Origin of the sequence: Enterobacter sp. NFIX59, from assembly GCF_900113755.1 — a bacterium.
GTDB classification, from domain to species: Bacteria; Pseudomonadota; Gammaproteobacteria; order Enterobacterales; family Enterobacteriaceae; genus Enterobacter; species Enterobacter pseudoroggenkampii.
Genome location: NZ_FOQN01000005.1, coordinates 334,935 through 353,699 on the forward strand (window position 1 = coordinate 334,935; position 18,765 = coordinate 353,699).

Here is an 18,765-nt window from a genome sequence, read left to right on the forward strand (position 1 = left end):
CGCGGCCTTTTTTATTTCTGCAAAGCAGAGGAATTATGCGTATACCGGGAAGCGTGCGCAGATATCCAGAACTTTTCCTTTGACGCGCTCGATAACCGCTTCGTCATTGATGTTGTCCAGAACGTCACACATCCAGCCAGCCAGCTCTTTCACTTCCGCTTCTTTGAAGCCGCGGCGAGTCACGGCCGGAGAACCGATACGGATACCGGAGGTCACGAACGGGCTCTTCGGATCGTTTGGCACGCTGTTTTTGTTCACGGTGATGTTGGCGCGGCCCAGGGCAGCGTCAGCTTCTTTACCGGTCAGGTTCTTATCAACCAGATCCAGCAGGAACAGGTGGTTTTCAGTACCGCCGGATACCACTTTGTAGCCACGGTTCAGGAACACTTCCACCATCGCTTTGGCGTTCTTAGCAACCTGCTGCTGGTAAACCTTGAACTCAGGCTCCATCGCTTCTTTCAGCGCGACCGCTTTTGCCGCGATAACGTGCATCAGTGGGCCGCCCTGCGCGCTTGGGAACACCGCGGAGTTCAGTTTTTTGTACAGCTCTTCGTCACCGCCTTTCGCCAGGATCAGGCCACCGCGTGGACCCGCCAGGGTTTTGTGGGTGGTGGTGGTCACAACGTGAGCGTGCGGAACCGGGTTCGGGTAAACGCCTGCGGCGATCAGACCCGCAACGTGCGCCATATCAACGAACAGGTAAGCACCGATGCTGTCTGCGATTTCACGCATTTTTGCCCAGTCAACGATACCGGAGTAAGCAGAGAAGCCACCGATGATCATCTTCGGTTTGTGCTCTTTAGCCTGCTTCGCCATGTCTTCGTAGTCAATTTTACCGGACTCATCAATACCGTAAGGGATGATGTTGTACAGTTTGCCGGAGAAGTTAACCGGGGAGCCGTGAGTCAGGTGGCCGCCCTGCGCCAGGTTCATACCCAGAACGGTATCGCCCGGCTGCAGCAGCGCGGTGTAGACCGCGAAGTTAGCCTGAGAGCCAGAGTGCGGCTGCACGTTCGCGTAGTCAGCGCCAAAGAGTTCTTTCGCACGGTCGATAGCCAGCTGCTCAACGATATCAACGTACTCGCAACCGCCGTAATAGCGTTTGCCAGGGTAACCTTCAGCATATTTGTTGGTCAGCTGAGAACCCTGCGCCTGCATGACGCGCGGGCTGGTGTAGTTTTCGGAGGCGATCAGTTCGATGTGCTCTTCCTGACGTACTTTTTCCTGCTCCATAGCCTGCCACAGTTCGGCATCATAATCGGCAATGTTCATTTCACGCTTTAACATCCGCATCTCCTGACTCAGCTAACAAGTAAATTTTGGCCTGAAAAGGCAGTCCTGTTGGACGACGGGCAACAGTATAACTGATTAGTTCTGTGATAACAGGTCTTGACAAACGATTTTACGCAAACGTTTTCCTACCCGCCACGCAAGGGTTTGAGGAATAAAGCTCTCGCCCTTTCCAGCGGATTTCTTTTCAGGTTTGTGATGCATATTTTTCATCTTGCAAAGAACCATTTACAACGCAGGGGTATTTTTTATAAGATGCATTTAAAATACATCATTAAAGTGACATCAGAAGGACGCGCTCATGCTCGACGCTCAAACCATCGCTACCGTAAAAGCCACCATTCCTCTGCTGGTGGAAACCGGCCCTAAACTCACCGCCCATTTCTACGATCGCATGTTCACGCACAACCCGGAGCTCAAAGACATTTTCAACATGAGCAACCAGCGTAACGGCGATCAGCGTGAAGCGCTGTTCAACGCCATCGCGGCCTATGCCAGCAATATTGAAAACCTGGCTGCACTGCTGCCCGCGGTGGAAAAAATCGCGCAGAAGCACACCAGCTTCCAGATCCAACCCGAGCAGTACAACATTGTGGGCGGCCACCTGCTGGCCACGCTGGACGAGATGTTTAGCCCGGGCCAGGAGGTGCTGGACGCGTGGGGTAAAGCCTACGGCGTGCTGGCAAACGTGTTTATCAACCGTGAAGCACAGATCTACAGTGAAAACGCCAGTAAGAACGGCGGCTGGGAAGGCACGCGGGCGTTCCGCATCGTCGAGAAAACCCCGCGCAGCGCATTGATTACCAGCTTTGAGTTTGAGCCGGTGGACGGACAGCCGGTGGCCGATTACCAGCCTGGCCAGTATCTGGGCGTGTGGCTGAAGCCAGAAGGCTTCCCGCATCAGGAGATCCGTCAGTATTCTCTTACCCGCAAGCCAAACGGTAAAGGCTACCGCATTGCGGTGAAGCGTGAGGACGGCGGTCAGGTTTCCAGCTGGCTGCACAACGAAGCGAACGTGGGCGACGTGGTCCATCTGGCCGCGCCGGCGGGCGACTTCTTTATGGCCGTTGACACTAATACACCGGTCACGCTGATCTCTGCGGGCGTCGGCCAAACGCCAATGCTGGCGATGCTCGATACGCTGGCGAAATCTCGCCACGGCGCGCAGGTTAACTGGTTCCATGCCGCCGAGAACGGCGATGTACACGCCTTTGCGGATGAGGTGAAAACGCTCGGGGCGTCCCTGCCGCGCTTCACCGCGCACACCTGGTATCGCCTGCCGACGGAGGCAGACCGCGCAGATGCCCGCTTTGACAGCGAAGGTCTGATGAATTTAAGCCAGATGGAAGGGGCGTTTAGCGCGCCGGACATGCAGTTCTACGTCTGTGGGCCGGTGGCGTTTATGCAGTATGCCGCTCAGCAGCTGGTTGAGCTGGGCGTGAACAAAGACAGCATTCATTACGAGTGCTTCGGCCCGCATAAGGTGCTGTAATCGCCCGGCGGCGCTTCGCTTGCGCGGGCCTACGAAGAGTTTTGTAGGCCGGGTAAGCGCGGCGCCACCCGGCAAGAACGTTAAATCGCGGCGTCGTCTTCTTCGCCGGTACGGATACGGATCACGCGCGCCACGTCAAAGACGAAGATTTTACCGTCGCCAATTTTGCCGGTTTGCGCGGTGCGGATAATGGTATCCACACAGGTATCAACGATATCGTCGCTGACCACGATTTCAATTTTCACTTTCGGCAGAAAGTCGACCATGTACTCTGCGCCACGGTAAAGCTCGGTGTGGCCCTTCTGACGACCAAAACCTTTCACTTCCGTCACGGTCATCCCGGTGATGCCGACTTCCGCCAGCGCTTCACGCACATCATCCAGTTTGAAAGGTTTAATAATCGCATCAATCTTTTTCATGGTGGGTCCTTAAACTCTTGCCTGTAAGCTGCCTCGTAATCGATTGCTCACAGTACCATACGGCATTACTCTTTAAAATCGTTTGCTTCCAGCTCGTGGCGCGACAGCAGCTTGTAGAACTCGGTGCGGTTGCGTCCGGCCATGCGCGCGGCGTGGGTCACATTGCCTTTGGTGATCTGCAATAGCTTGCGCAGATAGTTGAGCTCAAACTGATTCCGCGCTTCGGCAAACGTCGGCAGCGCCGTGTTTTCCCCTTCCAGCGCCTGCTCCACCAGCGCGTCGCTGATGACCGGTGAAGAGGTCAGCGCCACGCACTGCTCAATCACGTTGACCAGCTGACGCACGTTACCCGGCCAGCTTGCGGCCATCAGCCGCTTCATTGCATCGGTGGAAAACGCGCGCACGAATGGTTTATGGCGATCGGCCGCCTGGCGTAAAAGGTGGTTCGCCAGCAGCGGAATGTCTTCCGCACGCTCCGCCAGCGCCGGGATCTTCAGGTTCACCACGTTCAGGCGGTAGTAGAGATCTTCACGAAACTCGTTGCGGGCCATCACTTTCGGCAGATCGCGGTGGGTGGCGGAAATAATTCGCACATTAATATCAATGTCGCGGTTGCTGCCCAGCGGGCGAACTTTGCGCTCCTGCAACACGCGCAGCAGCTTAACCTGCAGCGGCGCGGGCATATCGCCAATCTCGTCCAGGAACAGCGTGCCGCCTTCCGCGGCCTGGAACAGCCCTTCCCGGCTGCTTACCGCCCCGGTGAATGCGCCGCGGGCGTGACCAAACAGTTCAGATTCGAGCAGCTGTTCCGGAAGCGCGCCGCAGTTAATGGCGATAAAGGCGTTTTTACTTCGCGGGCTGGCGTTATGGATCGCCTGCGCGAGGATCTCTTTCCCGGTGCCGCTCTGGCCGTTGATGAGCACGCTGACGTCGGACTGCGCCACCATCCTGGCCTGTTCAAGCAGACGCAGCATCACGGGGCTGCGGGTGACGATGGACTCCCGCCACGCTTCATCCCCCGCCGGGACGGCGTGTTCCAGCGCGCTGTCGATTGCCTTATACAGCGCGTCTTTATCTACCGGCTTGGTCAGGAAGCTGAATACTCCCTGCTGCGTCGCGGCAACCGCATCCGGGATCGACCCGTGCGCGGTCAGGATAATCACGGGCATCCCCGGCTGCTGTTTCTGGATCTCCGCGAACAGCTGCAGGCCATCCATTTCGTCCATCCGCAGGTCGCTTATCACCAGATCGATCTTCTCGCGGCTGAGAATTTTCAGCCCCTCGAGCCCGCTTTCCGCGGTCACGACGCTGTAACCTTCACTCACCAGACGCATGCCCAGCAGCTTTAACAGCCCGGGATCGTCATCCACCAGTAACAGATGGGCAGGTTTACGGCTCGTCATGCTTCACATCCTCTTGTTTCGGCGTATCGCTGTCCGGTGCCGCAGATGAACTCCCCGGCTGATATTTGCGCGACGAGAGCTGCCTTTCGATATCGGTCAGGTTTTCCAGCTTACGCGTTGTGGTATCGAGCTGCGTACGTAAATGTTGCTGCTGCTGACGCAGCGTATCAAGCTCGCTGTCGGTTGACTGTTGCAGCTTGCTGTAGCGGGAGCGCTCTTCAGACAGCTGAAGCTGTAATGTCTGCCCATCGCGCCAGAGCTGGTATACCGGGCGTACCTGCACGGGAAGATTGACCACGAACGTGTCCAGTCGGGTCACGTTGGCGCGCCGTTCGACGGGGGTGATTTTCGCATCAGCCAGCAAAATGCCGCGCTTGAAAGCGTCCTGCCAGGTGTCGTCATCCAGCATCGCCGCCTTGGAGCGAGCGTCTACCGGGGCCAGACGCTGGGCGCAATCTATTCCACGCAGCCAGAACAGCGGGTTGCTTTCAACGTCATGACCTGACAGGTTCCAGATATCGTCACAGCGGGTTGAGAGGAAATCGGCCAGCTGGTTATCGGGCCATTTATCTTCTTGTTTATCGCTAATTGCACTTTGTGGCGCATGGGAAACACACCCTGCCAGAAATAAACAGGGCAGGCTCAGGCGAAGCGTGTTGCGGGAAAACACCGCGCGTACGGCGCGGGAAAAGACGTGTGACATACTCACCAGACATAGATTCATTTTATTGATTTTTCCGGCTCAGGGGCAGTTCAATACGGAAGCAAACATCCGAACGTTCGTCCGTGGCAATGTTTAGCTCACCCTGCATGCGTCGTATGCAGTCCCGGGCGATGCTCAAGCCCAGACCACTGCCTTTCACCGCACCTTTCCGCTGATGACTCCCCTGGAAAAAGGGCTCGAAGATCATGGTTTTTTCGTCATCGGGGATCGGGGTGCCGGTGTTAGCGACGTCTATAAACACCCGGGAACCCTTCGTATAACTTCGGATATAAATGTTACCGGATTCAGTACCATAGTGCACCGCATTGGAATAAAGATTATCCAGCACGCTCATTAAGAGCATGGGTTCAGCGAGACAGGTCGGCGCATTTAGTTCTACACCGGTATGCATCATTTTAGCTCTTGCTGGCAAGCTATGGGCGGATATCACCATATCCACCAGCGGCTCAATCTCAACGTTTTCCAGAACGACCGCCCCGTCAGCCAGCTTGCGGTTGTAATCCAGCAGTTGCTCAATCAGCTTTTGCAGATTGCGGCTGCTGTTATCCAGGATCTCGACAATTTCTTTCTGTTCTGGCGTAAGGGGTCCTGCCACTTCGTCCGCCAGCAGCTCCGTCCCTTCGCGCATGCTGGCCAGCGGCGTTTTAAGCTCATGGGAGATATGGCGCAGGAACTGATGACGCTGTGATTCAAGCCACGCCAGGCGCTCGGACAGCCAGATAATGCGCTGGCCTACGGATCGCAGCTCGCGCGGACCTTTAAAGGCGACCGTATCTCCGAGCGATTTCCCTTCACCCAGGCGGTTGATCATCCGCTGAATGCCCTTCACCGGGCCGATGATCATGCGGGTAAAGAGCAGAACCAGCCCGAGGCTCACGAGGAACAGCACCAGCGCCTGCCAGCCGAAGAACTGGCCACGCTCGGCAATCTCCTGCTGGAGCTGCTGGCCGCGAGAGAAAATCACCGTGCGCGTTGACTGCACCATCTCGGTGTTGGCGCTGGCAAAAGCTTCAAGACGCGCGGCGGCGGCGGCATCCGGGCCGCTGTTACTGCACTGTAGCTGCGCAAGATCGTTTAAATCCTGACGTAACGCCTGATAGAGCTTGTCGTCAGGCAATACGCCGGCGTGGGCGTCCAGCATTTCGCTATAGCGCTTGCGCTGACTCTGATACACCTTTTCCAGCGTCCGATCGTCAAGCACGCAATACTGACGATAGCTACGTTCCATCTCCAGCGCGGCGTTGGTCATCGCTTCACTGCGTCTGGCGTCGATGAGCGTCGTGCGGTTGGTCAAAGCCGCCTGCGCGCTCAGCGCGTTCAGACTTTGCCACGCCTGCCAGGCAAGGATCAGCAGCGGCAGCAGGATCAGCAGGAAGGCCATCATGACAAGCTGTCGCAGGGAGCGGGGAAAAACGGGCCAGCGTTTCAACGCATTACTCTCTTAATGGGGGTTTACGCAGAGCGTAACTGAGTCTGCCCTTCAGATACAACAAAGCCGGGTAAAAACCCGGCTTTGTCATGGAATGAGGCGGTGCCTAACTCGACGTTTCGCCCTGGCCTGATAAAGCATCGCTATGATCAGTAGTTGGACGGCAGGCACCTTTTTGTGCGTCATTCGAAGTTTATGTAGCGCGTCCCGAAGGGGCTGACATAAGAAGGTGAATGAGCCACTGGTTAATATTATGCAACACCCGTGCCAGAACGCAAAACAAAATATTAACACATTGAAATATATAACTTTTACTTGTTAAACCTGTTAATTATCGGTTGAATGATTTCCAGGCTAAGTGTCGCTATTAAGCAACACCTTAATGGGAACCTTTACTGCCATATATAAATCAATAAGTTAAATGTCTCCTTTTGGAGACACTCAAACCAGAGGGTTGTCGCGATTTTGCGACAGAGACAAAAAAGCCCGGTAGCGCTCACGCTTACCGGGCCTGCAGGTGTTGCCTGAAACTTAACCCAGCTGTTTACGCGCGTTGCGGAAGATACGCATCCACGGGCTGTCCTCGCCCCAGTTTTCAGGGTGCCAGGAGTTGCTCACGGTGCGGAACACACGTTCCGGGTGCGGCATCATGATGGTCGCACGACCGCTTTCGCTGGTCACTGCCGTAATACCGTTGGCGGAGCCGTTCGGGTTGGCCGGGTAGGTTTCCGTGACCTTGCCGAAGTTATCGACAAAGCGCAGCGCCACCAGACCTTTGCTCTCCAGCTGAGCCAGATGCGCGGCATCACGCACTTCTACCTGACCTTCGCCGTGGGAGACCGCGATTGGCATCTGTGAACCGACCATTCCCTGCAGCAGCAGAGACGGGCTTTGGGTCACTTCCACCAGGCTGAAGCGCGCTTCGAAGCGGTCAGACTGGTTACGCACAAAGCGCGGCCAGGCTTCGCTGCCCGGGATCAGTTCACGCAGGTTGGACATCATCTGACAACCGTTACACACGCCCAGCGCCAGGGTCTGCGGACGGTGGAAGAAGGTTTCGAACTCGTCACGCACGCGGCTGTTGAACAGGATGGACTTCGCCCAGCCCTCGCCCGCGCCCAGCACGTCGCCGTAGGAGAAGCCGCCGCACGCCACCAGCGCCTGGAAATCTTCCAGACCGGTACGTCCGGCCAGCAGGTCGCTCATGTGAACGTCGATAGCGTCAAAGCCCGCGCGGTGGAAGGCAGCCGCCATCTCAACGTGGGAGTTAACGCCCTGCTCGCGCAGCACGGCCACTTTCGGACGCGCGCCGGTCGCAATGTACGGCGCGGCAATGTCTTCGTTGATGTCGAAGGAGAGCTTCACGTTCAGGCCTGGATCCTGGTCATTGGCCTTCGCGTTGTGCTCCTGATCGGCACATTCCGGGTTATCACGCAGGCGCTGCATCTGCCAGGTGGTTTCCGCCCACCACATACGCAGCGTGGTGCGGCTTTCGCTGAACACGGCGTGACCGTCTGCTTCAATGACGAAGCGGTCGCCCTGAACGGCTTTACCCAGATAGTGCACGCAGTCTGCCAGACCGTGCTTCGCCAGAATCGCTTCAACCGCGTCGCGATCTGCCGCGCGCACCTGAATCACGGCGCCCAGCTCTTCGTTAAACAGCGCCGCCAGACGGTCTTCGCCCAGCGTTGCAATGTTGGCTTCAACCCCACAGTGGCCGGTGAAGGCCATCTCTGCCAGCGTCACCAGCAGGCCGCCGTCGGAACGGTCATGGTAGGCCAGCAGCTTACGCTGCGCCACCAGCGCCTGGATGGCGTCGTAGAAGCCTTTCAGCTGCGCCACGTCGCGCACGTCGGCTGGCTTGTCGCCGAGCTGACGGTAAACCTGCGCCAGAGCGGTGGCACCCAGCGCGTTGTTGCCTTTACCCAGGTCAATCAGCAGCAGGGCGTTGTCTTCGGTGGAAAGCTGCGGCGTAACGGTATGACGCACGTCTTCCACGCGGGCAAACGCGGTAATCACCAGCGACAGCGGAGAGGTCATCTCGCGCTGCTCGCTGCCTTCCTGCCAGCGGGTTTTCATCGACATGGAGTCTTTACCCACCGGAATGGTCAGGCCGAGAGCAGGACACAGCTCCTCGCCCACCGCCTTCACGGCTTCATACAGGCCTGCATCTTCGCCAGGGTGACCGGCAGCGGCCATCCAGTTTGCGGAGAGTTTGATACGTTTGATGTCGCCAATCTGCGTCGCGGCGATGTTGGTCAGCGCTTCACCGACCGCCAGACGGGCAGAGGCCGCGAAGTCCAGCAGCGCCACCGGGGTGCGTTCGCCCAGCGCCATCGCTTCGCCGTAGTAGCTGTCGAGGCTCGCGGTGGTCACGGCGCAGTTCGCCACAGGGATCTGCCACGGGCCAACCATCTGATCGCGCGATACCATACCGGTCACGGTACGGTCGCCGATGGTCACCAGGAAGGTTTTCTCAGCAACAGCAGGCAGGTGCAGCACGCGATTAACGGCTTCAGCTACGGTAATGCCCTGGCGATCCAGCGCTTTGCCCGCCGCTTTACGGGTTGTTACGTCGCGGGTCATCTTCGGCGTTTTACCGAGCAGAACGTCGAGCGGCAGATCGATAGGCTGGTTGTCGAAATGGGTGTCGCTCAGAGTCAGGTGCTGCTCTTCGGTCGCTTCACCGATGACGGCATACGGCGCGCGCTCGCGGCGGCACAGCTCGTCAAACAGCGGAAGCTGGTCCGCGGCAACCGCCAGCACGTAGCGCTCCTGGGATTCGTTACACCAGATTTCCAGCGGGCTCATGCCCGGCTCATCGCTCAGGATATCGCGCAGGTTGAAACGACCACCGCGGCCGCCGTCGCTCACCAGCTCCGGCATGGCGTTGGACAGACCGCCCGCCCCCACGTCGTGGATAAAGAGAATCGGGTTAGCGTCGCCCAGCTGCCAGCAGCGGTCGATCACTTCCTGGCAGCGACGCTCCATCTCAGGGTTGTCACGCTGCACGGAGGCGAAATCGAGATCCGCGTCAGACTGGCCGGAGGCCATAGAAGAGGCCGCTCCGCCGCCCAGACCGATGTTCATCGCCGGGCCGCCGAGCACGATCAGCTTCGCGCCGACGACGATCTCGCCTTTCTGCACGTGATCGGCACGGATGTTGCCGATCCCGCCCGCCAGCATGATCGGTTTGTGGTAGCCGCGCAGCTCTTCGCCGTTGTGGCTGTCCACTTTCTCTTCATAGGTACGGAAGTAACCGTTCAGCGCCGGACGACCAAATTCGTTGTTAAACGCCGCGCCGCCCAGCGGGCCTTCGATCATGATATCCAGCGCGGTCACAATGCGCTCTGGCTTGCCGAAATCTTCTTCCCACGGCTGTTCAAAGCCCGGGATACGCAGGTTGGAGACGGAGAAACCGACCAGACCCGCTTTTGGTTTTGCACCACGACCGGTCGCCCCTTCGTCACGGATTTCACCGCCGGAGCCGGTCGCCGCACCCGGCCACGGGGAGATCGCCGTCGGGTGGTTGTGGGTTTCCACTTTCATCAGGATATGCGCGGGCTCCTGATGGAAGTCATAGCGCCCTGCTTCGCGATCGGCGAAGAAGCGGCCCACCTCGGAACCTTCCATCACCGCGGCGTTGTCTTTATAGGCAGACAGCACGTGGTCAGGGGTTTGCTCCATGGTGTTTTTGATCATTTTGAACAGCGACTTTGGCTGCTGTTCGCCGTCAATAATCCAGTCGGCGTTGAAAATCTTGTGGCGGCAGTGCTCAGAGTTCGCCTGCGCGAACATGTAGAGTTCGATGTCGTTCGGGTTACGGTTGAGCTTAACGAACGCATCCTGCAGGTAGTCGATTTCGTCTTCTGCCAGCGCCAGGCCGAGACGCAGGTTGGCGTCAATCAGCGCCTGACGGCCCTGCCCCAGCAGGTCTACGCTCTGTACCGGCGCAGGCTGATGGTGAGAGAAAAGCTTCTGCGCGTCATCGAGAGAGGCAAATACGCTCTCCATCATGCGGTCGTGCAGTTCAGCCGCAACCGCCTGCCACTGTGCTTCGCTCAGGGTAGAGGCTTCCACGTAGTACGCCACGCCGCGTTCCAGACGGTTAATCTGGCTCAGGCCACAGTTGTGGGCGATGTCGGTGGCTTTGGAAGACCAGGGGGAGATGGTGCCCGGACGAGGCGTCGCAAGGATCAGTTTGCCGGTTGGCGTATGGCTGCTCAGGCTTGGGCCATACTTGAGCAGGCGTTCCAGCTGTACGCGCTCCTCTGCATTCAGGGGGGCATTCAGGTCAGCAAAATGGACATACTCAGCGTAAATATTGCTTACCGGAAGGTCGGCCGCCTGAAAACGTGCCAGCAGTTTAGTGATACGGAAGGCAGACAGTGCAGGCGAACCACGCAGAATTTCCATCATAAGTCTCTCGTCTTCGAAGCGCCGGGGCGCTTACAGTGTGCGCAAGGGGGGAAAACGGGCGTCATTATAGAGAATCCTGAGCGCCGACGAAACCGTTTGCGTCGAAATAAAATTTGCACAGAGATTTAACAATAGATGTGACCAGTCTCTCTAATTGGTTGCCAAGTGGCGCAAGTTTACGCAAAATGCCGCTCATTCAATGGCAAACCTTATGATTAACATGGCTACAGCAGACTGAGGCAACCGGCGTCGCAGAGAATTAACTAATTGAAAAAATTAAAGATTAATTATCTGCTCATCGGCATTGTAACGTTGCTGCTGGCAGTGGCCCTCTGGCCTTCCATCCCCTGGTTCGGCAAAGCCGAAAACCGTATCGCCGCCATTCAGGAGCGGGGGGAATTGCGCGTCAGTACCCTCAACTCTCCGCTGATTTACAGCGACATCAACGGTAAAATCATTGGTCTGGATTACGAGCTGGCACAACAGTTCGCCGATTATCTTGGCGTGAAGCTTAAAATCACCGTCCGCCAGAATATCAACCAGCTGTTTGACGACCTCGATAACGACGATGCCGATATGCTTGCCGCCGGGCTGGTGTATAATAGCGAGCGCAGCAAAAACTACCAGCCAGGCCCGACCTACTACTCCGTTTCGCAGCAGCTGGTTTACCGCGTCGGGGGCCTGCGCCCGCGTTCGCTGGCCTCGATTGACGATCGGCAGTTGACGATTGCGCCTGGCCACGTGGTGATTGACGATCTGCGTGAGCTCAAGGAGAAGAAATATCCCGACCTGAGCTGGACGGTGGATCCGAAACTCGGCACGACGGAGCTGCTGGAGCAGGTAAAAGACCAGAAAGTGCCCTACACCATCGCCGATTCGGTCGCGATCAGCCTGTTCCAGCGGGTGCATCCTGAAATCGCCGTGGCGCTGGACGTCACCGACGAGCAGCCCGTGACCTGGTTTAGCCAGCTTGATGACGATCAGACCTTCTCTGCCGCGATGCTTGATTTCTTCAACACCATCAATGAAGACGGTACTCTGGCACGTCTGGAGGAGAAGTACCTCGGTCACGGTGACGACTTTGACTACGTTGACACCCGCAGCTTCCTGCGCGCGGTAGACAGCGTCCTGCCAGATCTGCAGCCGCTGTTCGAAAAATACGCCCAGGAGATTGACTGGAAACTGCTGGCGGCTATTTCGTATCAGGAATCCCACTGGGATACCCAGGCCACGTCGCCCACGGGCGTACGTGGTTTGATGATGTTAACCAAAAATACCGCGCTGAGCCTGGGCGTCAATGACCGTACCGATGCGGAACAGAGCATCAGCGGCGGCGCGCGCTATCTGCAGGATATGATGGCCAAAGTCCCGGAAACGGTGCCGGAAGAGGAGCGGATCTGGTTTGCGCTGGCGGCCTACAATATGGGCTATGCGCATATGCTGGATGCGCGGGCGCTGACGGCCAAAACGAAAGGCAACCCGGACAGCTGGTCAGACGTAAAGCAGCGGCTGCCGCTGCTGAGCCAGAAGCCATGGTATAACAAGCTGACATACGGCTACGCGCGCGGACATGAAGCCTACGCCTACGTGGAAAATATCCGTAAATATCAGATTAGCCTGGTCGGGTATCTGCTGGAGAAAGAGAAAGAGGCAACGGAGGCCAAACAGCTGGCTCAAAGTTACCCGGTCGTGGCGCCGGACGAGCTTAATCGTCCGACAGCTTCAATTCTGCCTTTTGCTGCTTTTTCTGCTGACGGCGCATTCGAAAGAAATCGCTTAATAGCTCCGAACACTCTGGTGCAAGCACCCCGCCGATAGTCTTCACCTGGTGGTTCATCCCCGGGTGACCCAGCACGTCCATCAGCGAACCGGCCGCACCGGTTTTTTCATCCCGCGCACCGAAGACCAGAGTCCCGATCCGGCTGTGCACCATCGCGCCGGAGCACATCACGCACGGCTCCAGCGTCACATACAACGTAGTATCAAGCAGGCGATAGTTTTGCAGCACCAGACCGCCCTGGCGAAGCGCCATGATTTCGGCATGTGCAGTAGGATCGTGGCGGCCAATCGGACGGTTCCACCCTTCACCAATCACCTGGTTATTGTGGACCAGCACGGCACCTACGGGCACTTCGCCCTCATCCCAGGCACGCTGAGCCAGCGTCAGCGCATGGCGCATCCAGTATTCATGGTCGAGTTCAGGGTTGGACAACGGTTGATACTCCAGTCGAAAAGCGGGCGGCATTATACACGCCCATTATGGATAAGACTATTCGAGTTGCTGGAGTTCACCTGATGGCGTGACGCGCCAGCGATGCTGGCAAAAATAGAGCAGCGGGTTGTCCTGTTTACTGTCGCTGTAGCCGCTGTACAGGCGCAGCGGCGTCCCGATACGTTTCTCCAGCTGGACCACTTTTTCATGTCCCAGGCAGCGCATCGTCAGCACCCAACCGCCGTAACCGCGGGCAATTTGTGTGGCAATAAGATTCACGCGCGGAAGCCAGGGGGTATCAAAATAGACCTGCTCCACCAGCGTCTGCGGGGAGCCGGTAATCAGCCAGATGTCGGCATCGTTCGCGTCGAGGTAGCCGGTCAGGCGCGCCTGCACCACCGGAAAGGCGGCGACGTGGCCGCGGAACCAGTGCGCAAAATCCTTTTCGAGCTGTTTGAGGCGCGCTTCGCTGTGCCCAAAGGTACATCCCCACAGCAGCAGACTCATCGGCCATCGCGCCGCACGGCCTTTCACCAGCAGCGCGATACCGATAACCGGTAAGAGCGGTAGCACGAGCAACGCATTCAGGGGCTGACGCCGCAGCAGGTAACGCATAAACGTACCAAACATATCCTGCTGATGCAGCGTTCCATCCAGGTCGAAAAAGACAACGCGACGCGCGTGATTTGCCAAACCTTACTCCTCTGGATCGTTGAAACCTAACAGCCAGGTAAACAGGAACCCGGCGATCACCGCTACTAAATAGCCTAACAGATAGAGCATCACTTTTCCGGTCACGATGGTTAATGCCAGCGGTAAACCGGAAAGCCCAAAGGTGATCACGGTGGCGACCTTCCAGTAGCTGATCAGTGCCCCACCTACCGCACCGCCCAGACACGCCGCGAGGAACGGTTTACCCAGCGGCAGGGTAACGCCGAAAATCAGCGGCTCGCCAATACCGAGCAGTCCAACCGGGAGTGCGCCTTTAATCACTTTCTTCAATCGCGCGTTGCGGGTTTTCATCAGTACGGCAATCGCCGCGCCGACCTGCCCCACGCCCGCCATCGACAGGATAGGCAGCAGCGCGTTATAGCCGTGCGACTGCACCAGCTCGACGTGGATCGGCACCAGCCCCTGGTGCAGGCCGGTCAGCACCAGCGGCAGGAAGGTACCTGACAGCACCGCCCCCACTAACAGGCCGCCGCGATCAATCGCCAGCGACGCGCCGTGGGCGATGGCTTCAGAGATCCAACCGCCTAACGGCTGGAGGGCCACAATCGCTACGCTACCGGTAATCAGCGTGGTCAGCAGCGGGTTGAGGATAAGCTCAATCGAGCCGGGCAGAACCGCGCGCAGCCTTTTCTCGATCCAGCACATCAGGATGACCACCAGCAGCACGGCGATCACCCCACCGCGGCCCGGCTGGAGCGCCTCACCAAACAGCGTGATCTGCGCCAGCTGCGGGCTGGACAAGATGCCCGCCATCACGCCGCCCATCGCCAGCGATCCGCCAAACACCTTCGCGGTATTGACCCCGACGAGAATGTTCATGATGGCGAAAACAGCGCTGCCGAAGATCCCCAGAATCCCCAGCAGGTTCGGATACTGCGTGGCGAAATCCCCCACAATATCCGGTCGCTTGAGGATATTGATGATCCCGGTGATCAGTCCCGAAGCAATAAACGCCGGGATCAGCGGAATAAAGACGTTAGCCAGCTGTCGCAGCGCGTCGCTCATCGGGGCTTTATATTTGGCCTTCACCTGCGCTTTGGTGCGCTCAGCATCGTCAATCGACACGCTCGCGCTAACGCCCATCAGCGCCCGCATGGCATCGACAACCTGCGCCGCTTTCCCTGGGCCGACGATCAGCTGATGCTGCTGACCCTGTTTCACGTAGCCGCTGACCCCGGACAGTTGCTTCAGGCGCGGCACGTCAAGCTGGTCGTCGTTATGCACCTCGACGCGCACGCGCGTCATGCAGTTTTCGAGACGCTGAATATTTTGTTCCCCACCGATCCCCTGCAGGATATCGCTGGCGAGCGCTGCTGTTTTGTTCATACACGCCTCTGTTAGTTTTCTAATGCCGCCCGTAAGAAGCCGTTATGCGCATCGAGTTTGGCTCTGGCGCTTGCCGCATCCAGCCCGCTTAAGATCATCAGAATGGCCGGTTTAACATCGTGATCGGTCTGCTTGAGTACCGCTTCTGCCTCTTCACGTCCTGCGCCCGTCGCCTCCATCACCATGCGGCAGGCTCTGTCCACCAGCTTGACGTTGGTGGCCTGCATATCCACCATCAGGTTCTGATACACCTTCCCGAACTTCACCATCGCGCCGGTGGAGATCATATTGAGCACCAGCTTTTGCGCGGTCCCGGATTTCAGGCGCGTGGAGCCGGTGAGCGCTTCCGGCCCAACCACCGGAGAGATAGCGATAGCGGCCACCTGTGCAATCGGTGAGCCTGGGTTACAGGAGATGGCGACCGTCGTGCAGCCGGTCTGGTTAGCGTATTCCAGCCCGCCAATGACGTACGGGGTGCGCCCGGATGCTGCCAGCCCAACCACCAGATCCTGCGCGGTCAGGTTCAGCGCTTTGAGATCATCTTCACCGAGCTGTTTGTTATCTTCCGCCCCTTCAACAGCTTTCAGCAGCGCACCGGGTCCACCGGCAATCAGCCCAACCACCAGACCATGCGGCACCCCAAAGGTTGGCGGGCATTCTGACGCGTCCAGGACCCCAAGACGCCCGCTGGTCCCCGCCCCCATGTAAATAATGCGTCCACCGGCCTTGAGGGATTTCGCCGCCGCATCGACCGCTTTCGCCACCTCGGGTAATGTCTCTTTCACAGCCTGCGCGACCAGCGTATCCTGTTGATTAAAGCGGTTAACCAGCTCCAGGGTGGAGAGCGCATCCAGATCCATGGTTTGCGGGTTACGCGTTTCAGAAACAAGTGAGCCAAGATTCATTTTTGTACCTCAAGAATTTTTAATTCATAATAATCACACTATAATGGAATATAAAATTCATTCAGGCGAGCAAAATCCGTATTTGCGCAGATAATCACATTTTCGCCAGGAGACCGTATGAACTGTTTAATTCGCATTCGCCAGCGCTACGCAGGCTTTGCCCAAAGCGACAAGAAGCTGGCGGATTTTCTGCTTTCTCAACCCGATCGCGCGCGCCATCTCAGCTCGCAGCAGCTGGCGAGTGAGGCCGGCGTGAGCCAGTCCAGCGTAGTGAAATTTGCGCAGAAGATTGGCTTTAAAGGGTTCCCCGCCCTCAAGCTGGCGATCAGTGAAGCGCTGGTCAGTAACCCCAACCCGCAGTCCATGCCGGTGCATAATCAGATCCGCGGCGATGACCCGATGCGGCTGGTCGGCGAAAAGCTGATCAAAGAGAACGTGGCGGCCATGCATGCGACGCTCGATGTGAATACGGAAGAGAAGCTGCTGGAGAGCGTGGCGATGCTGCGCGGCGCGCGGCGGATCATTCTGACCGGCATCGGCGCGTCCGGGCTTGTGGCGCGTAACTTTGGCTGGAAGCTGACAAAAATTGGGCTTAACGCCATCGTCGAGCAGGATATGCACGCCCTGTTGGCGACCGTACAGGCGATGGATCCTGACGATCTGCTGCTGGCGATCTCCTATTCCGGCGAGCGCCGCGAGATCAACATGGCCACCGATGAAGCGCTGCGCGTCGGCGGTAAAATTCTGGCGATCACCGGTTTTACGCCGAATGCCCTGCAGCAGCGGGCCACGCGCTGTTTATATACCATTGCCGAGGAGCAGGCCACGCGCAGCGCGGCTATCTCGTCCACCAGCGCACAGATGATGCTGACGGACCTGCTGTTTATGGCGCTGGTGCAGCAGGATCTGGAGCGTGCGCCCGAACGCATTCGTCACAGCGAAGAACTGGTAAAGAAACTGGTTTGACGCGTATAATGCCCGCCCAGTTTGTGTTGTTTCTGAGAATTTCCTGATGGCGCTGTTAATTACCAAAAAATGCATTAATTGCGATATGTGCGAGCCCGAATGCCCGAACCAGGCGATTTCGATGGGCGACAGCATTTATGAGATTAACAGCGACCGCTGCACGGAATGCATCGGCCACTATGAAACGCCGACCTGTCAAAAAGTGTGCCCGATCCCGAATACCATCCTGAAGGATCCGGCACACGTCGAGAGCGAAGAACAGCTGTGGGATAAGTTTGTCCTGATGCACCACGCGGACAAGCTTTAACTTTCGATGATCACCGTCGCGCTGGCATAGTGGCGTTCATCGGCGATCGTCACGTGCACGTGATTCACCCCCAGCTTTTCTGCCAGCTTTTGCGCCTCACCCCATAAACGCAGGCTTGGCTTACCCAGCTCATCGTTAAACACTTCAAACTGGTTGAACGCCAGACCGTTACGAATGCCGGTTCCGAAGGCTTTAGCGGCCGCCTCTTTTACCGCAAAGCGCTTTGCCAGAAAGCGCACCGGCTGCTGATGTGCTTCCCAGATGGCCCATTCGTTATCGCTCAGCACGCGTCTCGCCAGGCGATCGCCGCTACGGGCGATCACCGCTTCTATGCGGGCTATTTCAACGATATCGGTGCCTAAGCCCAGAATGGCCATTACTGACGCGCTTCCTGCATCAGGCGTTTCATTTCTGAAACCGCCTCTTTCAGGCCGCTCATCACCGCGCGGCCAATGATGGCGTGGCCGATGTTCAGCTCGTGCATTTCAGGCAGGGCGGCAATGGCCTTCACGTTGTGGTAGGTCAGACCGTGACCGGCGTTAACCTTCAGACCCAGGCTTGAGGCATACGTAGCCGCTTTAGCAATACGCTCCAGCTCTTTGGCCTGCTCTTCATCGTTTTTGGCATCGGCATAGCAGCCGGTGTGAATTTCGATATACGGCGCGCCCACGTCGGCTGCCGCTTTAATCTGGGTGAAATCGGCGTCAATAAACAGCGAAACCAGGATACCGGCATCCGCCAGGCGCTTGCAGGCATCGCGCATTTTGTCGAGCTGACCGGCCACATCCAGACCGCCTTCGGTCGTGACTTCCTGGCGTTTTTCCGGCACCAGGCAGCAGAAGTGCGGCTGGGTCTCACAGGCAATCGCCAGCATCTCTTCGGTGACCGCCATCTCCAAATTCATACGGGTATCCAGCGTCTGGCGCAGAATGCGCACGTCGCGGTCGGTGATGTGGCGACGGTCTTCACGCAGGTGAACGGTAATGCCGTCGGCGCCAGCCTGTTCAGCGATAAACGCCGCCTGAACCGGATCGGGATACGCCGTACCGCGCGCATTACGCAGCGTGGCGATGTGATCGATGTTGACGCCTAACAGTAATTCAGCCATGACAATCCTCGGTTTTCTTTTCGATTCTGTGGT

The 18,765-nt window shown here is 57.7% G+C and carries 16 protein-coding genes; 4 read left to right on the forward strand and 12 right to left on the reverse strand.

Annotated elements, in window-relative coordinates; genetic code table 11:
* Window positions 1–33: 33 nt before the first annotated feature.
* Window positions 34–1,287, reverse strand: coding sequence for a serine hydroxymethyltransferase (glyA, locus tag BM007_RS18145; protein WP_008502165.1), 1,254 nt, complete (start codon window positions 1,285–1,287; stop codon window positions 34–36).
* A 304-nt stretch (window positions 1,288–1,591) separates the two neighbouring features.
* On the opposite strand from glyA, the gene hmpA reads away from it, so the two are divergent.
* A complete protein-coding gene (gene hmpA / locus BM007_RS18150; protein WP_090420219.1) occupies window positions 1,592–2,782 on the forward strand; it encodes an NO-inducible flavohemoprotein in 1,191 nt (396 codons plus the stop codon).
* 80 nt (window positions 2,783–2,862) lie between these two features.
* Here hmpA and glnB read toward each other — a convergent pair whose 3' ends face one another.
* The 5 genes from glnB to purL all read right to left on the reverse strand — a co-directional run bounded on the left by glnB (window position 2,863) and on the right by purL (window position 11,176).
* Window positions 2,863–3,201, reverse strand: a complete 339-nt coding sequence (gene glnB, locus BM007_RS18155; protein ID WP_003860685.1) for a nitrogen regulatory protein P-II — start codon at window positions 3,199–3,201, stop codon at window positions 2,863–2,865.
* Window positions 3,202–3,266: 65 nt separating this feature from the next.
* The gene (glrR, locus tag BM007_RS18160; protein WP_090420222.1) at window positions 3,267–4,604 is read right to left on the reverse strand and encodes a two-component system response regulator GlrR; all 1,338 of its coding nucleotides are present in this window, start codon (window positions 4,602–4,604) and stop codon (window positions 3,267–3,269) included.
* Window positions 4,591–5,328 carry a two-component system QseEF-associated lipoprotein QseG gene (gene qseG, locus BM007_RS18165; RefSeq protein ID WP_024908631.1) on the reverse strand — a complete coding sequence of 246 codons (738 nt, stop codon included), beginning with the start codon at window positions 5,326–5,328 and terminating at the stop codon, window positions 4,591–4,593. Before qseG ends, glrR begins: the two co-directional genes overlap by 14 nt.
* 1 nt (window position 5,329) lies before the next feature.
* Complete coding sequence (gene qseE / locus BM007_RS18170) at window positions 5,330–6,757, reverse strand: two component system sensor histidine kinase QseE/GlrK (protein WP_024908630.1); 1,428 nt, start codon at window positions 6,755–6,757, stop codon at window positions 5,330–5,332.
* 531 nt (window positions 6,758–7,288) lie between these two features.
* Window positions 7,289–11,176 (reverse strand): phosphoribosylformylglycinamidine synthase, encoded by a 3,888-nt coding sequence (purL, locus tag BM007_RS18175; protein WP_090420225.1) that lies wholly within the window; start codon window positions 11,174–11,176, stop codon window positions 7,289–7,291.
* A 267-nt stretch (window positions 11,177–11,443) separates the two neighbouring features.
* Between purL and mltF the strand changes: the two genes are divergently transcribed.
* Window positions 11,444–12,994 carry a membrane-bound lytic murein transglycosylase MltF gene (gene mltF, locus BM007_RS18185; protein ID WP_032648672.1) on the forward strand — a complete coding sequence of 517 codons (1,551 nt, stop codon included), beginning with the start codon at window positions 11,444–11,446 and terminating at the stop codon, window positions 12,992–12,994.
* Here the strand turns inward: mltF and tadA are convergent.
* The 4 genes from tadA to murQ are packed head-to-tail and all read right to left on the reverse strand — an operon-like array spanning window position 12,882 to window position 16,351.
* On the reverse strand, window positions 12,882–13,421 hold the full coding sequence (tadA, locus tag BM007_RS18190) for a tRNA adenosine(34) deaminase TadA (protein WP_090420227.1): 540 nt from the start codon (window positions 13,419–13,421) through the stop codon (window positions 12,882–12,884). The two genes, mltF and tadA, sit on opposite strands and share 113 nt — an antisense overlap.
* Window positions 13,422–13,445: 24 nt before the next feature.
* The gene (gene yfhb, locus BM007_RS18195) at window positions 13,446–14,081 is read right to left on the reverse strand and encodes a phosphatidylglycerophosphatase C (protein ID WP_090420230.1); all 636 of its coding nucleotides are present in this window, start codon (window positions 14,079–14,081) and stop codon (window positions 13,446–13,448) included.
* Window positions 14,082–14,084: 3 nt separating this feature from the next.
* Window positions 14,085–15,446: a PTS transporter subunit EIIC gene (locus tag BM007_RS18200; RefSeq protein ID WP_090420233.1), complete on the reverse strand. Its 1,362-nt coding sequence runs from the start codon at window positions 15,444–15,446 to the stop codon at window positions 14,085–14,087.
* A gap of 11 nt (window positions 15,447–15,457) precedes the next feature.
* Complete coding sequence (gene murQ, locus BM007_RS18205; protein ID WP_090420236.1) at window positions 15,458–16,351, reverse strand: N-acetylmuramic acid 6-phosphate etherase; 894 nt, start codon at window positions 16,349–16,351, stop codon at window positions 15,458–15,460.
* Window positions 16,352–16,468: 117 nt separating this feature from the next.
* On the opposite strand from murQ, the gene BM007_RS18210 reads away from it, so the two are divergent.
* Together BM007_RS18210 and BM007_RS18215 are read left to right on the forward strand one after the other, a co-directional pair.
* The gene (locus BM007_RS18210; protein ID WP_023333056.1) at window positions 16,469–17,317 is read left to right on the forward strand and encodes a MurR/RpiR family transcriptional regulator; all 849 of its coding nucleotides are present in this window, start codon (window positions 16,469–16,471) and stop codon (window positions 17,315–17,317) included.
* Between the two features lie 46 nt (window positions 17,318–17,363).
* Window positions 17,364–17,624, forward strand: coding sequence for a YfhL family 4Fe-4S dicluster ferredoxin (locus BM007_RS18215; protein ID WP_008502177.1), 261 nt, complete (start codon window positions 17,364–17,366; stop codon window positions 17,622–17,624).
* On the opposite strand, the gene acpS is transcribed toward BM007_RS18215, so the two are convergent.
* Together acpS and pdxJ are read right to left on the reverse strand one after the other, a co-directional pair.
* Window positions 17,621–18,001 carry a holo-ACP synthase gene (gene acpS / locus BM007_RS18220; RefSeq protein ID WP_008502178.1) on the reverse strand — a complete coding sequence of 127 codons (381 nt, stop codon included), beginning with the start codon at window positions 17,999–18,001 and terminating at the stop codon, window positions 17,621–17,623. The two genes, BM007_RS18215 and acpS, sit on opposite strands and share 4 nt — an antisense overlap.
* Window positions 18,001–18,732: a pyridoxine 5'-phosphate synthase gene (pdxJ, locus tag BM007_RS18225; protein ID WP_090420239.1), complete on the reverse strand. Its 732-nt coding sequence runs from the start codon at window positions 18,730–18,732 to the stop codon at window positions 18,001–18,003. Before pdxJ ends, acpS begins: the two co-directional genes overlap by 1 nt.
* Window positions 18,733–18,765 lie beyond the last annotated feature (33 nt).

Coding starts and splice junctions, on each gene's coding strand:
- glyA (WP_008502165.1), bottom strand. CDS start 1,287: ATGTTAAAGCGTGAAATGAACATTGCCGATTATGATGCCGAACTGTGG.
- hmpA (WP_090420219.1), top strand. CDS start 1,592: ATGCTCGACGCTCAAACCATCGCTACCGTAAAAGCCACCATTCCTCTG.
- glnB (WP_003860685.1), bottom strand. CDS start 3,201: ATGAAAAAGATTGATGCGATTATTAAACCTTTCAAACTGGATGATGTG.
- glrR (WP_090420222.1), bottom strand. CDS start 4,604: ATGACGAGCCGTAAACCTGCCCATCTGTTACTGGTGGATGACGATCCC.
- qseG (WP_024908631.1), bottom strand. CDS start 5,328: ATGAATCTATGTCTGGTGAGTATGTCACACGTCTTTTCCCGCGCCGTA.
- purL (WP_090420225.1), bottom strand. CDS start 11,176: ATGATGGAAATTCTGCGTGGTTCGCCTGCACTGTCTGCCTTCCGTATC.
- tadA (WP_090420227.1), bottom strand. CDS start 13,421: ATGCCGCCCGCTTTTCGACTGGAGTATCAACCGTTGTCCAACCCTGAA.
- BM007_RS18200 (WP_090420233.1), bottom strand. CDS start 15,446: ATGAACAAAACAGCAGCGCTCGCCAGCGATATCCTGCAGGGGATCGGT.
- murQ (WP_090420236.1), bottom strand. CDS start 16,351: ATGAATCTTGGCTCACTTGTTTCTGAAACGCGTAACCCGCAAACCATG.
- BM007_RS18210 (WP_023333056.1), top strand. CDS start 16,469: ATGAACTGTTTAATTCGCATTCGCCAGCGCTACGCAGGCTTTGCCCAA.
- BM007_RS18215 (WP_008502177.1), top strand. CDS start 17,364: ATGGCGCTGTTAATTACCAAAAAATGCATTAATTGCGATATGTGCGAG.
- acpS (WP_008502178.1), bottom strand. CDS start 18,001: ATGGCCATTCTGGGCTTAGGCACCGATATCGTTGAAATAGCCCGCATA.
- pdxJ (WP_090420239.1), bottom strand. CDS start 18,732: ATGGCTGAATTACTGTTAGGCGTCAACATCGATCACATCGCCACGCTG.